Origin of the sequence: Halopseudomonas sp. MFKK-1, assembly GCF_027474385.1 — a bacterium.
Lineage (GTDB): Bacteria > Pseudomonadota > Gammaproteobacteria > Pseudomonadales > Pseudomonadaceae > Halopseudomonas > Halopseudomonas aestusnigri.
Genome location: NZ_CP114836.1, coordinates 1801178 through 1819154, shown reverse-complemented (window position 1 = coordinate 1819154; position 17977 = coordinate 1801178). Strand labels below are relative to the sequence as shown.

Annotated in this window: 19 protein-coding genes; 10 read left to right on the top strand and 9 right to left on the bottom strand. The window is 62.6% G+C overall.

What is annotated here, in order from left to right:
- Positions 1-51 precede the first annotated feature (51 nt).
- A complete protein-coding gene (locus tag O5O48_RS08470) occupies positions 52-1017 on the bottom strand; it encodes a 2-hydroxyacid dehydrogenase (RefSeq protein WP_269688610.1) in 966 nt (321 codons plus the stop codon).
- A 63-nt stretch (positions 1018-1080) separates the two neighbouring features.
- Here O5O48_RS08470 and O5O48_RS08465 point away from each other — a divergent pair, with 63 nt between their 5' ends.
- Positions 1081-1713, top strand: coding sequence for a LysE family translocator (locus O5O48_RS08465; RefSeq protein WP_269688609.1), 633 nt, complete (start codon positions 1081-1083; stop codon positions 1711-1713).
- Positions 1714-1755: 42 nt separating this feature from the next.
- On the opposite strand, the gene hemH is transcribed toward O5O48_RS08465, so the two are convergent.
- Both hemH and O5O48_RS08455 read right to left on the bottom strand, forming a co-directional pair.
- Entirely contained in the window at positions 1756-2778 is a 1023-nt protein-coding gene (gene hemH / locus O5O48_RS08460; protein ID WP_228246634.1) for a ferrochelatase, read from the bottom strand.
- A gap of 42 nt (positions 2779-2820) precedes the next feature.
- Complete coding sequence (locus tag O5O48_RS08455; protein WP_088273161.1) at positions 2821-3714, bottom strand: TIGR01777 family oxidoreductase; 894 nt, start codon at positions 3712-3714, stop codon at positions 2821-2823.
- A 196-nt stretch (positions 3715-3910) separates the two neighbouring features.
- Here O5O48_RS08455 and O5O48_RS08450 point away from each other — a divergent pair, with 196 nt between their 5' ends.
- From O5O48_RS08450 to O5O48_RS08410, 9 genes are all read left to right on the top strand, one after another.
- On the top strand, positions 3911-4897 hold the full coding sequence (locus tag O5O48_RS08450) for an NAD(P)/FAD-dependent oxidoreductase (RefSeq protein ID WP_228246632.1): 987 nt from the start codon (positions 3911-3913) through the stop codon (positions 4895-4897).
- A 119-nt stretch (positions 4898-5016) separates the two neighbouring features.
- Complete coding sequence (locus O5O48_RS08445) at positions 5017-5982, top strand: YbgA family protein (RefSeq protein ID WP_269688608.1); 966 nt, start codon at positions 5017-5019, stop codon at positions 5980-5982.
- Between the two features lie 63 nt (positions 5983-6045).
- Entirely contained in the window at positions 6046-7467 is a 1422-nt protein-coding gene (phrB, locus tag O5O48_RS08440) for a deoxyribodipyrimidine photo-lyase (RefSeq protein ID WP_269688683.1), read from the top strand.
- On the top strand, positions 7464-7895 hold the full coding sequence (locus O5O48_RS08435) for a nuclear transport factor 2 family protein (RefSeq protein ID WP_269688607.1): 432 nt from the start codon (positions 7464-7466) through the stop codon (positions 7893-7895). The genes phrB and O5O48_RS08435 overlap by 4 nt, the downstream gene beginning before the upstream one ends.
- A complete protein-coding gene (locus O5O48_RS08430) occupies positions 7892-8668 on the top strand; it encodes an SDR family NAD(P)-dependent oxidoreductase (protein ID WP_228246629.1) in 777 nt (258 codons plus the stop codon). The genes O5O48_RS08435 and O5O48_RS08430 overlap by 4 nt, the downstream gene beginning before the upstream one ends.
- Positions 8668-9915: an NAD(P)/FAD-dependent oxidoreductase gene (locus O5O48_RS08425; RefSeq protein WP_228246628.1), complete on the top strand. Its 1248-nt coding sequence runs from the start codon at positions 8668-8670 to the stop codon at positions 9913-9915. Before O5O48_RS08430 ends, O5O48_RS08425 begins: the two co-directional genes overlap by 1 nt.
- Complete coding sequence (locus tag O5O48_RS08420) at positions 9915-10733, top strand: DUF1365 domain-containing protein (RefSeq protein WP_269688606.1); 819 nt, start codon at positions 9915-9917, stop codon at positions 10731-10733. The genes O5O48_RS08425 and O5O48_RS08420 overlap by 1 nt, the downstream gene beginning before the upstream one ends.
- Positions 10714-11994: an SAM-dependent methyltransferase gene (locus O5O48_RS08415; RefSeq protein ID WP_269688605.1), complete on the top strand. Its 1281-nt coding sequence runs from the start codon at positions 10714-10716 to the stop codon at positions 11992-11994. The genes O5O48_RS08420 and O5O48_RS08415 overlap by 20 nt, the downstream gene beginning before the upstream one ends.
- 1 nt (position 11995) lies before the next feature.
- Positions 11996-12535 carry a DUF2878 domain-containing protein gene (locus tag O5O48_RS08410; RefSeq protein ID WP_269688604.1) on the top strand — a complete coding sequence of 180 codons (540 nt, stop codon included), beginning with the start codon at positions 11996-11998 and terminating at the stop codon, positions 12533-12535.
- 9 nt (positions 12536-12544) lie between these two features.
- Here the strand turns inward: O5O48_RS08410 and O5O48_RS08405 are convergent, their stop codons facing one another.
- The 6 genes from O5O48_RS08405 to hemA all read right to left on the bottom strand — a co-directional run bounded on the left by O5O48_RS08405 (position 12545) and on the right by hemA (position 17876).
- The gene (locus O5O48_RS08405) at positions 12545-13069 is read right to left on the bottom strand and encodes an acyloxyacyl hydrolase (RefSeq protein WP_228246624.1); all 525 of its coding nucleotides are present in this window, start codon (positions 13067-13069) and stop codon (positions 12545-12547) included.
- A gap of 75 nt (positions 13070-13144) precedes the next feature.
- Positions 13145-13930: a glutamate racemase gene (gene murI / locus O5O48_RS08400; RefSeq protein WP_233048337.1), complete on the bottom strand. Its 786-nt coding sequence runs from the start codon at positions 13928-13930 to the stop codon at positions 13145-13147.
- Complete coding sequence (locus tag O5O48_RS08395) at positions 13927-14676, bottom strand: molybdopterin-synthase adenylyltransferase MoeB (protein WP_233048338.1); 750 nt, start codon at positions 14674-14676, stop codon at positions 13927-13929. The genes murI and O5O48_RS08395 overlap by 4 nt, the downstream gene beginning before the upstream one ends.
- Entirely contained in the window at positions 14669-15502 is an 834-nt protein-coding gene (prmC, locus tag O5O48_RS08390; protein ID WP_269688603.1) for a peptide chain release factor N(5)-glutamine methyltransferase, read from the bottom strand. Before prmC ends, O5O48_RS08395 begins: the two co-directional genes overlap by 8 nt.
- Positions 15499-16584, bottom strand: a complete 1086-nt coding sequence (gene prfA, locus O5O48_RS08385; protein WP_228246620.1) for a peptide chain release factor 1 — start codon at positions 16582-16584, stop codon at positions 15499-15501. Before prfA ends, prmC begins: the two co-directional genes overlap by 4 nt.
- Entirely contained in the window at positions 16581-17876 is a 1296-nt protein-coding gene (gene hemA / locus O5O48_RS08380; protein ID WP_233048340.1) for a glutamyl-tRNA reductase, read from the bottom strand. Before hemA ends, prfA begins: the two co-directional genes overlap by 4 nt.
- Between the last annotated feature and the right edge of the window lie 101 nt (positions 17877-17977).

The window sequence follows — 17977 nt, the reverse complement described above, 5'->3', positions numbered from 1 at the left end:
CACCCCTATGGGTGAGCCAGGCCCGCCTGATGTGATCGCGATAACATCCCGTCAGGGATTGACCTGACGTTGTGGCCGACCGGACACAAAGCTGTGCAGGTTGGCTTCCAGCTGCCCGACGATACGTTGACGGGCCTCCCGACTGCCCCAGGCGCTGTGCGGGGTGACGACCAGATTCGGTATGCTGTTATCCAGCAACGGATTTCCGTTTACCGGCGGCTCAACCGTCAGGACATCACAGGCGGCGCCGGCCAGATGGCCATCGCGCAAGGCGGCGGCAAGCGCCTTCTCGTTGACCAGTCCTCCGCGTCCGGTGTTGATCAGCAAGCTGCCGGGCTTCATCAGGGCAAGTTCAGCTTCACCTATCAGATCACGGGTTTGCTCGGTCAGCGGACAATGCAGGCTCAGCACATCGATCTGCGGCAGCAAATCGGTGATTGCAGGACGTCCGCTGCGTTCACGTCCGGGCAGGGAGCCAACCAGTACCTTCATGCCAAAGGCCTCGGCCAAACGAGCGACCGCCTGCCCCAGTTCGCCGTAACCCAGAATGCCCAGCGTTCGCCCTGCCAGTTCGCCAATCGGGTAATCCAGCAAACAAAACTGCTCGCTGCGCTGCCACTCACCGTCACGCACTGCATGACGGTAGGACTCGAACCGGGTGATCAGTACCAGCATCAGCATCAATGTGTGCTGAGCTACCGCCGGCGTGCCGTAAGCTTGGCAATTGCAGACCACGATACCCAGCTCCCGCGCCGCCTGCAGATCGACATTATTGGTGCCGGTTGCGGCGATCAGGATCAGCTTCAGCTGCGGGTTGGCCTGCATCATTGCCCGGTCAATCACCACCTTGTTGGTGATGACGACCTGCCTCCCCGCAAGCCGTTCGGCCGTCTGCTGCGGGCTGGTCCGGGGATAGCTGGTGAAGGAGGCGCAGGCTTGCTCCAGTGCTGTCAGATCAAGATCGCCCAGATCCAGCGTAGCGCGGTCGAGAAAGACTGTAGAGAGTTCGTGTTGCATCTTGACTGTACCTGTCTGCTGGCGCGTTGGACGGGTAAACTCACCGCTCCAAGGAGAACGCCCATGTACCTGAATGAGTTTCTGCTGGTGGCTCTGGTCCACCTGCTGGCGGTGATCAGCCCCGGCCCTGACTTTGCCGTCGTCATCCGCAACAGCGTAAGCGCAGGCCACCGCATTGGTCTGTATACGGCAATAGGCATTGGTCTGGGCATCTTTGTGCACGTAGCCTATTCGCTGCTGGGCATTGGCCTGATTGTGTCGCAGTCGGTGTGGCTGTTCAATCTGATGAAGCTGCTGGCGGCGGCGTACCTGCTCTATATCGGCTTTCGCGCCCTGCAGGCCCAGCCTGCTTCAGCGGATAGCGCATTGTCCGAGACCAGCCGTTTATCGGCACGACAGGCATTCGTACAGGGTTTCATTACCAACGGCTTGAACCCCAAGGCCACCCTGTTCTTCCTGTCACTGTTCACGGCAGTCATCAGCCATGACACGCCGTTGCTGGTGCAGGCCGGCTACGGGGTTTATCTGGCGTTCGCGACCGGAGCCTGGTTCTGTCTGGTCGCCATGCTGTTCAGTCGGGAGGTCGTACGCCGTACCTTCAATCGGTTGGGCCACTGGTTCGACCGGCTGATGGGAGGTGTGCTGATCGGGCTTGGACTGCATCTGGCCCTGTCACAGTGGCTGAAGCGCGACTAGCGCGCCTCGCCACTGCCAGACTGGGCTGGGGCCACCGCCAGCTCAGGCCAGCGCAGGCGTCTCGCGCGCCCAAGCGGCCAGCACGTCGATCCACTGCGGCTGATCGTTCAGACAGGGAATCAGTACCAGCTCCTCGCCACCCGCTGCAATAAATTGCTCGCGGGCACGATCACCGATCTCCTCCAGAGTTTCGATGCAGTCGGCAACAAAGGCCGGGCAGGCCACCAGCAGGCGCTTGACGCCCTGTGCGGCCAACTCGTCGATACGCGCTTCAGTGTAGGGCTCAATCCACTTGTCACGGCCCAGTCTGGACTGGAAAGCCTGTGACCACTGCGCCGATTCCAGCCCCAAGGCAGCCGCCAGTTCCCGACTGACATGGCTGCAGTGGGCCCGATAGCAGGTTGCCGTGGCTGCAGACGCCCGTTCGCAGCAATCGCCGCTGGCCAGACAATGGGAGCCAGTCGGATCAGCCTTGCGCAGGTGCCGCTCCGGCAGTCCATGATAGCTGAGCAACAGATGGTCAAATCCCTCTGCCAGATAAGGCTGCACCGACTGCGCCAGCGCGGCGATATACTCCGGCCGGTTATAGAACGCCGGTACCACATTGAGCTTGAGGTCCAGACCGTGTTTGGCGATCACCCGCTTGGCCTCTTCAACCGAGGTGGTGATGGTGCTGTCGGCATGTTGCGGATACTGCGGCATGAACAGCACCTCGCGCACGCCTGGCCGCTGTGCCAGCGCCAGCAGCCCCTGCTCAATCGAGGGCTCACCATAGCGCATCGCCAGTTCGACCGGCATGTCGAGCCGCTGCTGCAGAGCCTGCTGTACCCGACGGCTGATGACCACCAGCGGTGAACCCTCATCCCACCAGATGGAGGCATAGGCATGCGCAGATGCCTTGGGCCGGGTAGCCAGAATCAGGCTGACCAACAGGCGCCGCAGCGGCCAGGGCAGGTCAACGACATAGGGATCCATCAGAAACTGGTTCAGATAACGCTTCACATCGGCGACCTGCGTGCTGCTCGGCGAGCCCAGGTTAACCAGCAGTACCCCACGATCAGACATCAATTCACTCCAGCAGACAAAAACAAAAAAGGGACACTCCGCTCACTGCAGGACATCCGCCAGAGCGGTCTCCAGATGACGGAACCTGAAACAGAACCCGGCTTCCTGCGCCCGCGCCGGCACCACGCGCTGACCAGTCAGCAACAGCCGCGACATTTCCCCCAGCACCAGCTTCAGAGCCACTCCCGGCACGGGCAGAATCGTCGGCCGCCCGAGCACCTTACCCAGCGTTTTGGTGAACTCCAGGTTACTCACCGGGTTGGGCGCAGTGCCGTTATAAACGCCGCGGCAGTCCGGCGATTCCATCAGCCACTGCAGCATCGCCTCGATATCCTGATGGTGAATCCAGGACATGTACTGCTCCCCCGAACCAAGCCGACCACCCAGTCCCAGGCTGAAAGGCAAGCGCATGCGCTGCAAAAACCCGCCATCCGGTGCAACGACAAGACCAATGCGCAGCACACACACACGAATACCGTATGAGCCCGCGCGCTTGGCAGCCTGCTCCCAGGCATCACACAACGTGTGGGTATATTCTACCTGCGGCGCACTGGCTTCCGTCAGCAATTGATCTGCGCCATCGCCATACCAGCCAATGGCCGATGCACTGACCAGCACCTGCGGCCGCTGGCTCCGCGCGCCCAGCCAGCGCACCAGCTCCTCAGTCAGAGACACCCGGCTTTCCCAGAGCAAGGCCTTGCGCGCCTGGGTCCAGGGCCGGTCGGCAACGGGTGCACCGGCCAGATTGATCACCGCATCCAGCGCCTCCTGGTCCAGCTGATCCAGGCTCGCGATGCCACGCACTGCCTCGCCACACAGGGCCGGGACCTGGGCCGGACGCCGGCTCCACACCACCAGTTCGTGTCCAGCCTCAAGCAACTGGCGGCACAACCGGCGACCGATCAGCCCTGTCGCTCCAGTCAGCAATACCTTCATCTTCGACCTCCCCGCCGCACCCGGCTCAGTTGGTACCCCGGCACGGACATCCGCACGGCAGGGCTACTCTCGACGAAAACAGCATGACACACGCTATCCTCGAACGGCCCACAATGCTATACAAATGAAAAAACTTGTATAGCCTTTTGCACAAGTTTGCCTATCATCGACCACAAAACCCAAATCAGGATCCAGTATGTCCCTACCTACCAGCGTAGCCATAATCGGCGCCGGCATGGCCGGTATCAGTGCCGCCCGTGTACTCGACGAAGCCGGCATCGCCGTTGAGCTGTTCGACAAAAGCCGCGGTACCGGCGGCCGCATGACCAGCAAGCGAACCGATCATGGCGAGTTCGACATCGGCACCCAGTATTTCACCGCACGCCACCATGCATTCCGCGCCGAGGTTGAGTCCTGGTACGAACAGGGATGGGTAGCACGCTGGCAGCCCCGCCTGTGTCGCATCGATGAACACGGCATCCACCCCTCCGACGACGAGCAGGACCGCTACGTTGGCAGCCCGCGGATGACCGCCCTCAGCCGCGGGTTGCTGGGCAACCTGACGCTGCGCGGGTCGGTGCGCATTACCAGGCTTGAGCAGCACGATCAGGGCTGGATACTGGTTGACAGCGAAGAGGGCCAATATGGGCCGTTCGACCGGGTCATAGTCGCAACCCCGGCACCGCAGGCCGCGCCGCTGCTGGCCGCCGCACCGCAGTTGGCCCGCGCCGCCGAACAGATGGCCATGGAACCGGGCTGGGCAGTCTCAGTCGGCTTCGCCCAACCGCTGGACACCGATGTGGATGCCGCCTTTGTGCGCACCGGCCCGCTCGACTGGATTTGTGCCAACCACAGTAAGCCCGGACGCGCCGAAAACTGTAACTGGGTATTGCAGTCCACGCCGCAATGGGCGCAGCAGCATCTCGATACGCCTCCGGCCGAAGTTGCCGGCCTGTTGCTGCACGCACTGGGCGAAGCTTTGCAGACGCCGTTGCCCCCAGCGCAACTGCTGCAGGCCCACCGCTGGCTATACGCGCGACCCGCCGAGGATTGCGACTGGGGCGCGCTGGCGGCGCCCGATCTCGGGCTTTACGCCTGCGGCGACTGGTGTCTGGCAGGACGGTTGGAGGGTGCGTGGCTCAGCGGTCGCCATGCGGCTCAAGCGGTATTGGGCCACCACTGATCAGTGGCAGACCGTTCGTCAGCAGAATCCACTGACGGACGGTCAATAAACTTGTACAAAAATACTTAAATCGGGCTTATCCTTGTACAAACAGAAAATTGTTGTACAGGAGAGCAGCCATGCAACCCAGATCCAGTGCACGCATTCCAGTCGGTATCAGCCAGTGCCTGATTGGCGATCCCGTCCGCTTCAACGCCGGCCACAAGCATTCACGCCTGTGCACTGATCAACTGGGCGCCCTCTTCGATCTGCGACCGGTTTGCCCGGAAGTGGCCATCGGTCTGGGCACACCGCGCAAGCCTATCAGGCTGGTCGGCGACCCGACCGCTCCCCGTGCTGTTGGCACGGTGAACCGTGACATGGATGTGACCGAGGCACTGCAACACTACGCCGACGAAGTTCACGCGGGCAGCAATGACCTGTGCGGCTTTATCGTCATGCAGAAATCCCCCAGCTGCGGCATGGAGCGGGTCAAGGTCTATGAAGAAAACGGCCACCCCGCATCAGCGACCGGCCAGGGCGTTTTCACCGCTCGCCTCATGCAGCACAACCCGCTGCTCCCGGTGGAAGAGGAAGGCCGCCTCCACGACCCGGTACTGCGCGAGAACTTCGTCAACCGCGTAATCGTCTACGCTGACTGGCAACAGTTGCTTCGCGACGGCCTTAGCGCCAGCAACCTGCTGGCTTTTCACGCCAAACACAAATACCTGCTGATGGCCCACCAGGCACCCGGCTACAAGCGCATGGGTCAACTGCTGGCCAATCCGGGGAAGGGCGAGCAATTGGAACAGACTGCAACAGCGTACTTCAGCGAATTGATGACGGCGCTGCGTCGCCCGGCCAGTCGTCGCGGCCACAGCAACGTGCTGCAGCACGTTGCCGGCCACTTCAAGCGGGTGCTCAACCCGCCGGAAAAAGCCGAGCTGCAGCAACTGATTGTGCGTTATCGCAACGGCGTGGTGCCGCTGGTAGTGCCCATGACCCTGCTGCAACACCATTTGCTGCGTCACCCGGACCCCTATCTGCTGCAACAGGCCTATCTGCAGCCGCACCCACCTGAGCTGAGCCTGCGTAACGCCATTTAGTAAAACCAGTAAAGCGGGGCGGAGGTCCCGCCCGCCCGACGGGAGAGTGATTTGAGCAACAACCTGCAACTGTGCTGGCTCCGCGCCGACTTGCGCATTACCGACAACCAGGCGCTCTGGCATGCCAGTCAGAGCGGACCGGCAGTGGCGGTTTTTATCGTCACCGCCAACGACTGGCGAGCCCACGATGATGCACCCGTCAAGATCGACTTCTGGCGCCGCAACCTGCAGGCGCTGACCGATGAGCTGTCACAACGGCACATACCACTGCAGATTCTGCATGCCGACGCCTGGAGCGACTGCCCGACACTGCTGCTGGAGCTGGCCCGCAAGACCGGTGCCGGCGCCCTACACTTCAATGATGAGTACGGTATTCACGAACAGCGGCGTGACGACGCCGTCAGCGAGGCCTTTGCCGCTGCCGGCCTGACCTGTCAGCGCTATACCGACCAACTGCTGTTCGCGCCGGGCAGTCTGACCACTCAAAGTGGCGGCATGTACAAGGTCTACAGCCAGTTCCGTCGTCAGGCCTACACCCGACTGCACCAGCAACTGCCCAGCCTGCTGCCGGCACCCGCCAAGCAAGCGCAGCTGGCGTTGCAGGCTTCGTCTGTTCCCGAACAATTCGGCGACTTTGCCCCTGCCGAACCCGCACTGCAGCAACGCTGGCCGGCTGGCGAGCGGGCTGCAGCAGAGCGCCTGCAGCTGTTCTGCAATCAGCTCATCGACGACTACGCAGAAGATCGCAACCGTCCCGATCTGGACGCCACCAGCCGGTTGTCGCCCTATCTGGTCGCTGGCGTACTGTCGCCCCGTCAGTGCCTGCACGCTGCGCTGCAGGCCAACGGAGGCGAGTTCGACACAGGCAGCAGTGGTGCCGTGAGCTGGATCAACGAACTGCTCTGGCGTGAGTTCTACAAACACATTCTGGTGTGCTATCCGCACGTTTCGCGCCACCGCGCGTTCAAGCCGGAGACCGAAAACGTCGCCTGGCGCGACGATCCGCACGGCCTGGCCGCTTGGAAAGAAGGCCGAACCGGTATTCCGCTGGTCGATGCGGCCATGCGCCAGTTGCTTGCCACCGGCTGGATGCACAACCGACTGCGCATGGTCAGCGCCATGTTCCTGACCAAGAATCTGCTGATCGACTGGCGCGAAGGCGAGCGCTGGTTCATGCAGCACCTGATCGACGGCGACCTCGCCGCCAACAACGGCGGCTGGCAGTGGAGCGCATCGACCGGCACCGACGCGGCCCCCTACTTCAGGGTGTTCAATCCGGTCAGCCAGTCCGAGAAGTTCGATCCCGATGGCAGCTTCATCCGTGAATGGGTCCCGGAGCTGGCGCACCTGCCAGCCAGCCAGATCCACCTGCCACCCGCCGCTGACCTGTTTTCCGCCACTGCCTATCCGCGTCCGATTGTGGACCTGCGCAGCAGCCGCCAGCGCGCAATCGACGCCTTCCGCAATGCAGGAGAGATGGCATGATTGACCGCAGCCTGATCGCCAGTTTTGCCCAACGGTTTGCCGCCATCGACCGCGACAACCTGCATATTCTGGAGCAGATTTATCACTCGGACGTCCACTTCAGCGACCCGATCCACGACGTCTTCGGGCTCGCCGCCTTGCAAGGCTACTGCGCCAATCTCTATGAAAACGTCAGCGCCCTGCACTTCGATTTCACCCAGCTGAGCCCGATCGACGACGAGCAGGCGCTGCTGTGCTGGACCATGACCTATCGCCACCCCAGGCTGGCCGGCGGCCGTCCCATCCAGGTGCCCGGCGTCAGTCAGGTCTGGTTTCGCGAGGGCAAGGCCTACCGACATATCGACCACTACGATGCCGGCACCCTGCTGTACGAGCATGTGCCGGTGCTTGGCACACTGATCCGCTGGATGAAGAGGCGAATGACATGAACCTGCAACGCAGAATCTGGCTCACCGGCGCGTCCAGCGGTATCGGCCTGGCACTGGCGGAACTGCTGGCCGCCGAGGGCCACCGTCTGGCCTTGACCGCACGCCGACGTGAACCCTTGCTCGAACTGGCAGCCCGTTACCCGGGACAAATACTGGTCATCACGGCCGACCTGACCGACCGCGATGCGATTGGAGAGATCGCAGAACAGATCGACGCGGCCTGGGGCGCTCTGGACTGGGCCATTCTCAATGCGGGGGCCTGTGAATACATGGAGCTGCCCGCGTTTTCCGCCAGCCTGGTCGAGCGGGTCATGCAGGTTAACGTGCTGGCGACCGCCAACTGCATCGAAGCCGCCCTGCCCCTGCTGCGCCGTGGAACCCAGCCACGTCTGGTTGCGGTTGGCAGCAGCGTCACCTATCTGCCGCTGCCCCGCGCCGAAGCCTATGGTGCGTCCAAGGCCGCTCTGCGCTACCTGATGCAATCGCTGGAGCTCGATCTGGTCGACGAAGGGATCGCCACCACCCTGGTCAGCCCCGGATTCGTCGAGACGCCCATGACAGCCAACAACGATTTCCCGATGCCCATGCAACTGACCAGCGCCCAGGCCGCCCAGCGCATCCTGATCGGGCTGGAACGGGGCAAACGCGAAATCCGCTTCCCCGGTCCTTTTATTGCCATTCTTCGCCTAGTGGCAGCGCTGCCAGGCTGGCTGCGCGTTGCGCTGACCAAACGCAAGACCGGAGCAGCCTCACAACGTCAGGAGACCAACTAATGCGCATTGCAATTGTCGGCAGCGGTATTGCCGGCCTGGTATCGGCCTATTTGCTGTCCCGGCGTCACGAAGTCACGGTGTTTGAGGCCGGCGACTGGATCGGCGGCCATACCCACACCGTCGATGTCGAAATCGACCAGCAGCGTCACGCCATCGATACCGGGTTCATCGTCTTCAACGACTGGACCTATCCCAACTTCATCCGCCTGCTTGAGCAGCTTGGTGTTGAGTCCCAGCCGACGGAAATGAGCTTCTCCGTCTGCGATCCGCGCAGCGGCCTGGAATACAACGGCAACAATCTCAACACCCTGTTCGCCCAGCGCAGCAACCTGCTGTCACCCGGTTTTCTGCGCATGCTGATGGATATCCTGCGCTTCAACCGTGAAGCCATCGCGGACCTCGAGGCAGGCGGCCTGCATGGCCAGATGACGCTCGGCGACTACCTGCAGCAGCAGCGCTACAGCCAACGCTTCATTGACCATTACATCGTGCCCATGGGCTCGGCGATCTGGTCGATGTCGCTGAAGGAGATGCTGAATTTCCCACTCGCCTTCTTCATCCGTTTCTTTCACAACCACGGCCTGCTGTCGGTGAATGATCGCCCGCAATGGCGGGTTATCAAGGGCGGCTCACGCAGCTACATCCCGGCTCTGAGCAAGCCCTTTGCCGACAACATTCGGCTTGATTGCCCGGTGCAGCGCATTCGCCGTGACGAGACCGGCGTTACCGTGCTCAGCCGCCAGGGAGAGGAGCGCTTCGACCGGATTGTACTGGCCTGCCACAGCGATCAGGCCCTGAAGTTGCTGGAGCAACCCAGCCCCGAGGAACAGGCGATTCTCGGCGACATTCGCTATGCCGACAACGACGTCGTGCTGCACACCGACACCCGCCTGCTGCCCAGCCGCAGGCTGGCCTGGGCCAGCTGGAACTATCGACTTGGCGGCGACCCGGAGCAACCTGCAGCGCTGACCTACAATATGAATATCCTGCAGGGTCTTGATGCCTCGCGCACCTTCTGCGTCAGCCTTAACCAGACCGATCAGATTGACCCTGCACAGATACTCGGCCGCTTTACCTACGCGCACCCGCAGTTCAGCGTGGCCGCCAGCGCGGCGCAACAGCAGTGGCAGACGCTGCTGGGCAAGCAGCACACATTCTTCTGTGGCGCCTGGTGGGCCAACGGTTTTCACGAGGATGGCGTCGTCAGCGCACTGCGCGTGGCGTCGCACTTTGGCGAGGTACTCTGATGGCACTGCAAAGTGCTCTGTACAGCGGGTTGCTCCAGCATCGACGGCATCAGCCGCGCGCGCATCAATTCCGTTATCGCAGCAGCCTGCTGTTGCTTGATCTCGACGAGCAGCAGCAGGTATTCGGCCTCAGCCAGCTCTGGTCGGGCCGCTGGTGGTCACCCATGCGTTTTCGTGAAGGCGACTACCTGCGCGCCGAACGCCAGCCGGGAGAATCCCTGAAAGCCTGTGCCCAGCGTCTGATCAGGGATCACCTGCAACTGGAGCTCAACGGTGCCGTGCAACTGCTGACCCAGGTTCGCAGCTTCGGCATGCTGTTCAATCCCGCCTCGTTCTTCTATTGCTACGACCAACAGGGCGCACTGCGCGCCATCATCTGCGAAGTGACCAACACGCCCTGGGGCGAACACTTCTGCTACGTCATGGAAGCCGATCCGAGCCAACAGCAGCAGCAATTTACCCTGCACAAACGCTTCCACGTATCGCCGTTTCTGCCCCTGCAGGCCGACTATCACATGCGCTTCAACCGGCCCGGAGAGCGGGTGCAGGTGCAGATTGCCCACCAGCAGGGCGATCAGCGCCTGTTCGATGCCACCCTCAGCCTGCAGCGCAAGCCGCTGAGCACTGCCCTGCTGCGCCGCGAGGCCCTTTCGTTTCCGTTTATGGTGCTGCGTACCCTGACCGGCATCTACTGGCAGGCCCTGCGCCTGCTGATCAAACGTATTCCGCTGTTTGACCATTCGCCCACCAGCCAATCGGTCGCAGCGCACCCATTGCGCCCCGTCAAGGAGTCCCGACATGAAACCGAGCAGATCTGAACTTACCTGCAACAGCGACTACCGCGAGCGCAGCGGCTGGCTGCAACGCCTCTGCCGTCAGGCAGTGCTGCGCCAGCTACAGGCCATCAAGCGCGGCACATTGCGTCTGCAGACCGATGATGAGGAGCTCAGCTTTGGCCAACCTGACCGTGACGGGCTGCACGCAGAAATTCGCCTGCATGACCCGGCCGCCTGGACCCAAATCGCCTGCAACGGCAGCGTAGGTGCCGGTGAAGCCTACTTCAACGGCTACTGGAGCAGCCCGGATCTGACCGCCGTGACCCGTCTGTTTGTCCGCAACCTGGACGTCCTGGATGCCATGGAGACCGGGCTGGCCCGGCTTGGACAACCTGCCCTGAAGTGGCTGCACCGTCTTAACCGCAACAGCCTCAAAGGATCACGCCGCAACATCAGCGCCCACTACGATCTGGGCAACGAGCTGTTCTCGCGCCTGCTGGACGACAGCATGATGTACTCGGCGGCAATCTTCCCGCCGGACAGCGACGATCTGCACCACGCCCAACTCAACAAGCTGGATCGGATCTGCCGCAAGCTGGAGCTGAGCCCAGACGATCACCTGCTGGAAATCGGCACTGGCTGGGGCAGCATGGCAATCTACGCCGCCCAGCACTATGGCTGCCGGGTAACGACCACCACGCTGTCGCAGGAGCAGTTCAACCATACCGAGCAGCGTATCCGCGATGCCGGCCTGCAGGACCGCATTACCCTGCTGCTCAAGGACTATCGCGAGCTGGAGGGTCAGTACGACAAACTCGTTTCGATCGAAATGATCGAGGCGGTCGGTCACGAATACTTTGCCACCTACTTCAAGGCCTGCGCAGCGTTGCTCAAACCCGACGGGCTGATGCTGCTGCAAGCCATCACCATGCGCGACCAGCGCTACGAGCAGGCACGTCGCAGCGTCGACTTTATCCAGCGTTATATCTTCCCGGGCGGTTCGCTGCCGTCGGTGAGCCTGATCGGGGAACTGACCCGCCGCCACACCGACCTGGCGATGCTGCATCTGGAGGACATCGGCCTGCACTATGCCCGTACCCTGCGCCACTGGCACCATAACCTGCAGCGCTACCGTGGAGAGCTGGCGCAACTCGGGTATGATGACGTCTTTTTCCGGCTCTGGGAGTTCTACCTCTGCTACTGCGAGGGTGGCTTCCGCGAGCGCGGTATCGGCACAGCGCAGATTCTGCTCGCCAAGCCCGACGCCCGCCCCGCCGAGAGCACCTGCGTCATAGGAGCCTGACATGCCTGACCGCCGCCTGATCGCCAACGCCGTGCTGTTCCAGCTCAGCTGGCTTGCCTGCGTACTGGGCGGCAACAGCTACTGGCTGGCAGTGCCGGCGGTCGCCTTGCTGATCCACTTTTTCTGGGTCAGCAGCTGGGCAGCCGAAGGCAAGCTGGTGGTATCAGTGATGCTGGCAGGGGCTGCGCTCGACTCCTTCCTGCTGCAGCTGGGGGTATTCACCTTTGTCGGCCAGGAGCTGCTGGCGCCGCTCTGGCTGGTCATGCTCTGGGCGATGCTGGCCACAACGCTCAATCACAGCCTGGGCTGGACCGCCCGCCCGATCTGGCGAGCTGCCCTGCTGGGCGCAATCGGCGGTCCGCTGAGCTACGTGGCCGGTGCCGAGCTGGCGGGCGTCGGCCTGCCATTGGGCGAGCGCAACAGCGCACTGCTGCTGGCCGCCATCTGGGCGCTGGTCATGCCACTGCTGCACGGCTTTGCCCATCTGTACCGGGAACAATATCGCGTGCAGCAGTTGGCCAGACGCCGCTCCGGCGCCTGAGCCGCAGACCTACAGCGGGTAGCGGAAATACACCGCAGATTTATTGATGCCCGAATTGGGCTGTTTGATACCCGCGTTGGAGTAGTGATACCAGCGCACGCCCAGCTCGGCACCGGAGGCAAAGCGCAGGCCGGCGCCGATACGGTCTTCGAACTGGAACTTGGAACCCAGATCTCGGCGATCAGCCAGATTGGTCTCCGTAAAGACCGCAGGCCCGATCCCGCCTTCAATAAACGGCGTCACCGCGCCGTTACCGGGGAAATTCAGCGTGAATACCGGAGCCAGACTGATGGTTTCGGCGTCCAGACCACTCCAGTGGGTGTAGCCGGCATCCCAGAAACCGGTCAGCACCGCGCCGCCACCATCGCTCTGCCACAGGGTGCGCCCGAAATCGAACTGCACTCCCACGCGCCACACATTGGTCGACTCACTGCTGTCACCGCCTTCTACGGTGATGCCATCCAGCGCAAACACTGAAGGGCTGAGGGTCATGGCCGTAAATACGGTACCGATGATCAAACCTGAACGTCTCATGGCGTTTTCTTCCTTATGTCTTCAACACGTACCGTCTGATAGACAGATTTATAGCTGATAGTTCGCCACCACGCCTCAAACCGGCAGCCTGGACACGGCACCGGCGCTGCCCCACAACACCGGCAGCACTGCTGCCATCAGCTGTGGATCACCACTGCTCCAGAAGCCTACATCGCCTGTACCATCAGAGGCCTGGCGGCCGCTTTCGTTGAGTCTGGCCTGCAGCTGACGCGCTACCGCCTCACCGGTGTCGACCAGTTGCACGCCCGCCGGCAGACACTCCCGCAACAGCGGCTTGAGAAAGGGATAATGGGTACAACCGAGGATCAGAGTGTCGCACCCGGCCCGCAGCAGGGGATCGACATAGCGCGTCAGCAGCGCGCGCACCTCCGGCCCCTTGAGCTCGCCCCGCTCGACGCACTCGACAAGCCCCGGGCAGGGCTGAGTCAACACCTGTACATCGCGGGCAAAGCGGTCCAGCAAGGCGGCGAACTTGGCGCTCTGCAATGTACCGGTGGTCGCCAGCACGCCGACCTTGCCGTTGCGGGTAGCCGCTGCTGCCGGTTTGACCGCAGGCTCCATGCCGATAATCGGCATGTCGAAGGTGCTGCGCAATTCGTTGACCGCAGCGGCGGTGGCCGTATTGCAAGCCAGCACCAGAGCACGGGCACCCTGTTCGATCAGAAACTCGGCAATCCGCAGGCTCCGCTCACGAATCATCTCCGGCGGCTTTTCACCATAGGGCACGTAGCCACTGTCGGCGACATACAGCAGATTCTCGCGGGGCATCAGACGGCGAATTTCGCGCAATACCGACAGCCCTCCCACACCGGAGTCGAACACACCAATGGGCGCACTCATGCCGCCGCTCCGCAGCAACTGCAACCCGGGTCCCGGCGCACACGCAGCTCTCGGAAGCGACTGTCGAGGGCATCAATCAGCAACAGGCGTCCAACCAGCGGCTCGCCAAACCCGGCCAGCAGCTTGAGCGCCTCCAGCGCCTGCAGGCTACCGACCAGGCCAACCAGCGGACCGACTACACCGGCTTCGCTGCAACTGAGCGCCTGCTCGTCGCCATCACCGTAGAGGCACTGATAGCAGGGGCTGTCGTCACGGCGCGGATCAAATACACTGAGCTGGCCTTCCAGCCGAATCGCCGCGCCCGACACCAGCGGCTTGCCGAGCCTGACACAGGCAGCATTGACCGCGTGACGGGTGGCGAAATTGTCGGAACAATCCAGCACCAGGTCGACCTCAGCCACCGCAGCCAGCAACGCATCATCCGCCAGCGCGACGGGCAGCGTGCGGCACCTGACCTGAGGGTTGATCGCGGCGACGCGCTCGGCCGCAGAGGCGACCTTGTCACGGCCGATATCGACGGCGTGATGAATGATCTGCCGCTGCAGATTGGTCAAATCAACCTGATCCGGGTCGGCCAGCACCACTTGGCCAACGCCCGCGGCGGCAAGGTACAACGCGACCGGCGAGCCCAAGCCGCCGACCCCAACGATCAGAACCCGACTGTCCAGCAGCCGTTGCTGACCGTCGATATCGATCTGTGGCAGCAGTATCTGCCGGCTGTAACGCAGCAGTTGCTGGTCATCCACGCCATTGCCCTCCGGTTACCCTCAGCTGTCCACCCAGGTCGCGCCAGCTCTGTACCTGCGCAAAACCCTGCTCGCGCAGCAGTTGCGCGACCGCGTCGGCCTGCTGCCAGCCGTGCTCAAACAGCAACCAGCCAGTGGCCTGCAGATGCGCCGGCGCGAGCTGCACCAACGTGCGAATATCATCCAGCCCGTCGGCACCGCTGACCAGCGCACTACCCGGCTCAAAACGCACATCGCCCTGCTGCAGATGAGGGTCATCGGCAGCAATGTACGGCGGGTTGGAGACAATCAGATCAAAGCGCCGGCCCGCCAGTGCAGTGAACCAGTCACTCTGTTCAAAACAGGCATTACCGATCCGCAGACGCTCGGCGTTGCGCCGGGCCAGCGCGACGGCCTCGGCGACCCGGTCCACCCCGGTCAGTTGCCAGTCAGGGCGCTCGGCCGCCAGCGCCAGCGCGATCGCACCGGTGCCGGTGCCGAGATCCAGAACCTCGGCAGCCCCCTGCGGCCCCAGTTCCAGCGCAACCTCAACCAGCCGCTCGGTATCCGGGCGCGGAATCAGGGTGCTTTCGCTGACCTCCAGCTGCAGACTCCAGAAGCCCTGTTCACCGAGCAGATAGGCAATCGGCACACCGCTGCGCCGCTGGCTCAGCAGCTGTTCGAAGCGGCGCAGTTGCTCGGCATCGGGTCGGCGTTCAGGCCAGGTGCGCAGATAGGTACGGGGCTTGCCGATGGCATGACAGAGCAGCAGCTCGGCATCCAGCCGAGCGGTGTCCGAGTCTGGCAGTTCGGCGCTGGCCAGCACCTCGGCCAGGGTCGGCGTCATGCCGTCTCCAGCGCCGCCAGTTGGTCGGCCTGATATTCGCGCAGCAGCGGCTCGATGACGTTGTCGAGGTTACCGGCGATGATCTCATCCAGACTGTAGAGCGTCAGGTTGATACGGTGATCGGTCACCCGGCCCTGCGGAAAATTATAGGTGCGAATGCGCTCGGAGCGGTCCCCGGAGCCGACCAGCGAACGGCGGGTGTCGGACAGCTCCTTTTCCTGCGCTTCGCGCTGCTGGTTGACCAGTTTGGCCTGCAGCAGGCTCATGGCGCGGGCGCGGTTCTTGTGCTGTGAACGCTCATCCTGACACTCGACCACGATGCCGGTCGGCAGGTGGGTCAGGCGGATGGCCGAATCGGTCTTGTTGACGTGCTGACCGCCAGCACCGGAGGCGCGGTAGGTATCGACCCGCAGATCCGCGGGGTTGATCTCGATTGCGGCTTGCTCGTCCATCTCCGGCAGGATGGCAACGGTACAGGCAGAGGTATGAATCCGGCCCTGGGATTCGGTTTCCGGTACACGTTGCACGCGATGCGCGCCGGACTCGAACTTGAGTTTGGCGTAGACCGACTGGCCTTCGACACGGGCGATCACTTCCTTGTAGCCACCATGCTCACCGGGGTTCTCCGACAGCACCTCTACCCGCCAGCCCTGACGCTCGGCGTATCGGCTGTACATGCGAAACAGGTCACCGGAGAAGATCGCCGCCTCGTCGCCACCGGTTCCGGCGCGAATTTCGAGGAATACGTTGCGATCGTCGTTAGGGTCCTTCGGCAGCAGCAGGCGATTGAGCTCTTCTTCCAGCTCGGCCAGTTGCGCGCTGCTGCTCTCCAGGTCCTCTTCGGCCATGGCCCGCAGGTCCGGGTCGCTGTCCTTGAGCAGGCCACGCGCCTCTTCGATGTCACCCTGCACCCGACGCCACTGCTCGTAGCATTTGACCGTACCCTCAAGTTCGGCGTACTCCTTGGAGTAAGCCCGGAAGCGGGTCTGATCGCTGATGACCTCGGCGTCGCTGAGCAGCGCAGACAGCTCCTCGAAGCGTTCGCCAAGGGAGTCCAGCCGATTCAACAGGGATGCTTTCATGAGTCGCCTTGTACCGTGGTATTGCGGTTGCCCGGGGCGCTGTCACCCAGGGCAAAGAGTTCCTGCGCCAGCGCCAGCGCTTCGATCCGCCCCTGCGCTGTCATCTGCTTGAGCTGCACACTGGGTTCGTGCAGCAGCTTGTTGGTCAGCAGACGAGCCATTTCGGTCATCACCTGCTCGGGATCGGCACCGCGCTGCAACTTGGCCAGCGCTTTCTGCAGTTCCTGATCGCGCGCCTGCTCGGCCTTCTGCCGGTAGCTGCGCACCACATCCACCGCCGCCAGCGCCCGCAGACGCTGCATGAACTCGCCAGTGCCCAGCTCGATCAGCCGTTCGGCCGCCTCGGCTGCGCCCTGACGCGAGCGCATGTTCTCTTCGATCACTTCATGCAGGTCGTCGACGGTATAGAGGTACACGTCGGCCAAACTGCCAACTTCCGGTTCGATGTCGCGCGGCACGGCAATATCGACCATGAACATGGGTTTGTGCCGACGCTGCTTGAGCGCACGCTCGACCGCGCCTTTACCGAGGATCGGCAGCGGGCTGGCGGTTGAGCTGATCACCACGTCACATTCGGCGAGAATATCCGGAATCTGGGTCAGCACGATGGCCTGGCCACCCAGCGGCTCACTCAGCAGTTCAGCCCGCTGCAGCGTTCGGTTCGCAACGATAATCCGGCCAACGCCCTGTTCAAACAGGTGACGGGCAACCAGCGCGATGGTCTCGCCAGCACCGATCAGCAGCGCGGTACTGCGGCGCAGGTCGGCAAAGATCTGACGGGCAAGACTGACTGCGGCAAAGGCCACCGACACCGGATTCTCGCCAATTGCGGTGTCCGTTCGCACCTGTTTGGCCATGTTGAAGGTGCTCTGGAACAAGCGATCCAGATACGGGCCAAGCGTGCCGGCAGTACGCGCGGCCTGCCAGGCATCCTTCATCTGGCCGAGAATCTGCGGCTCGCCCAGTACCATCGAGTCAAGCCCGGCGGCTACCCGCATCATATGGTTAACCGCACCGGCATCCTGATGCAGGTAGCTGGAACGGCGCAGCTCTTCTACGGTCATACCATGAAAGCGGGCGACCCACTCGACCAGACGATCCGCGTCGAGCTCCTCCTGAGCACAGTAAAGCTCGGTGCGATTGCAGGTAGAAAGAATGGCAACCTCGTCAGCACCGGCCTCGGCACGCAGACGCTGCAGTGCATCGGGCAATTGCTCGGGTGAGAAGGACACGCGCTCGCGTACTTCAACCCCTGCGGTCCGATGATTGATGCCCAGTGCGATAAAACCCATGATGCCTCGTATTGCGAGAACGGAGCTGCTGCCAAACGTGCGATTGTCCTATGTTAAGTCAAGCCAATCAATCACGGCATGGCGAACGGTTACTCGACGCT

Bases quoted from the DNA above. Each gene is read 5' to 3' on its own strand.
- O5O48_RS08470 (WP_269688610.1), bottom strand. From the start codon at position 1,017: ATGCAACACGAACTCTCTACAGTCTTTCTCGACCGCGCTACGCTGGAT.
- O5O48_RS08465 (WP_269688609.1), top strand. From the start codon at position 1,081: ATGTACCTGAATGAGTTTCTGCTGGTGGCTCTGGTCCACCTGCTGGCG.
- hemH (WP_228246634.1), bottom strand. From the start codon at position 2,778: ATGTCTGATCGTGGGGTACTGCTGGTTAACCTGGGCTCGCCGAGCAGC.
- O5O48_RS08455 (WP_088273161.1), bottom strand. From the start codon at position 3,714: ATGAAGGTATTGCTGACTGGAGCGACAGGGCTGATCGGTCGCCGGTTG.
- O5O48_RS08450 (WP_228246632.1), top strand. From the start codon at position 3,911: ATGTCCCTACCTACCAGCGTAGCCATAATCGGCGCCGGCATGGCCGGT.
- O5O48_RS08445 (WP_269688608.1), top strand. From the start codon at position 5,017: ATGCAACCCAGATCCAGTGCACGCATTCCAGTCGGTATCAGCCAGTGC.
- O5O48_RS08435 (WP_269688607.1), top strand. From the start codon at position 7,464: ATGATTGACCGCAGCCTGATCGCCAGTTTTGCCCAACGGTTTGCCGCC.
- O5O48_RS08430 (WP_228246629.1), top strand. From the start codon at position 7,892: ATGAACCTGCAACGCAGAATCTGGCTCACCGGCGCGTCCAGCGGTATC.
- O5O48_RS08425 (WP_228246628.1), top strand. From the start codon at position 8,668: ATGCGCATTGCAATTGTCGGCAGCGGTATTGCCGGCCTGGTATCGGCC.
- O5O48_RS08420 (WP_269688606.1), top strand. From the start codon at position 9,915: ATGGCACTGCAAAGTGCTCTGTACAGCGGGTTGCTCCAGCATCGACGG.
- O5O48_RS08415 (WP_269688605.1), top strand. From the start codon at position 10,714: ATGAAACCGAGCAGATCTGAACTTACCTGCAACAGCGACTACCGCGAG.
- O5O48_RS08410 (WP_269688604.1), top strand. From the start codon at position 11,996: ATGCCTGACCGCCGCCTGATCGCCAACGCCGTGCTGTTCCAGCTCAGC.
- O5O48_RS08405 (WP_228246624.1), bottom strand. From the start codon at position 13,069: ATGAGACGTTCAGGTTTGATCATCGGTACCGTATTTACGGCCATGACC.
- murI (WP_233048337.1), bottom strand. From the start codon at position 13,930: ATGAGTGCGCCCATTGGTGTGTTCGACTCCGGTGTGGGAGGGCTGTCG.
- prmC (WP_269688603.1), bottom strand. From the start codon at position 15,502: ATGACGCCGACCCTGGCCGAGGTGCTGGCCAGCGCCGAACTGCCAGAC.
- prfA (WP_228246620.1), bottom strand. From the start codon at position 16,584: ATGAAAGCATCCCTGTTGAATCGGCTGGACTCCCTTGGCGAACGCTTC.
- hemA (WP_233048340.1), bottom strand. From the start codon at position 17,876: ATGGGTTTTATCGCACTGGGCATCAATCATCGGACCGCAGGGGTTGAA.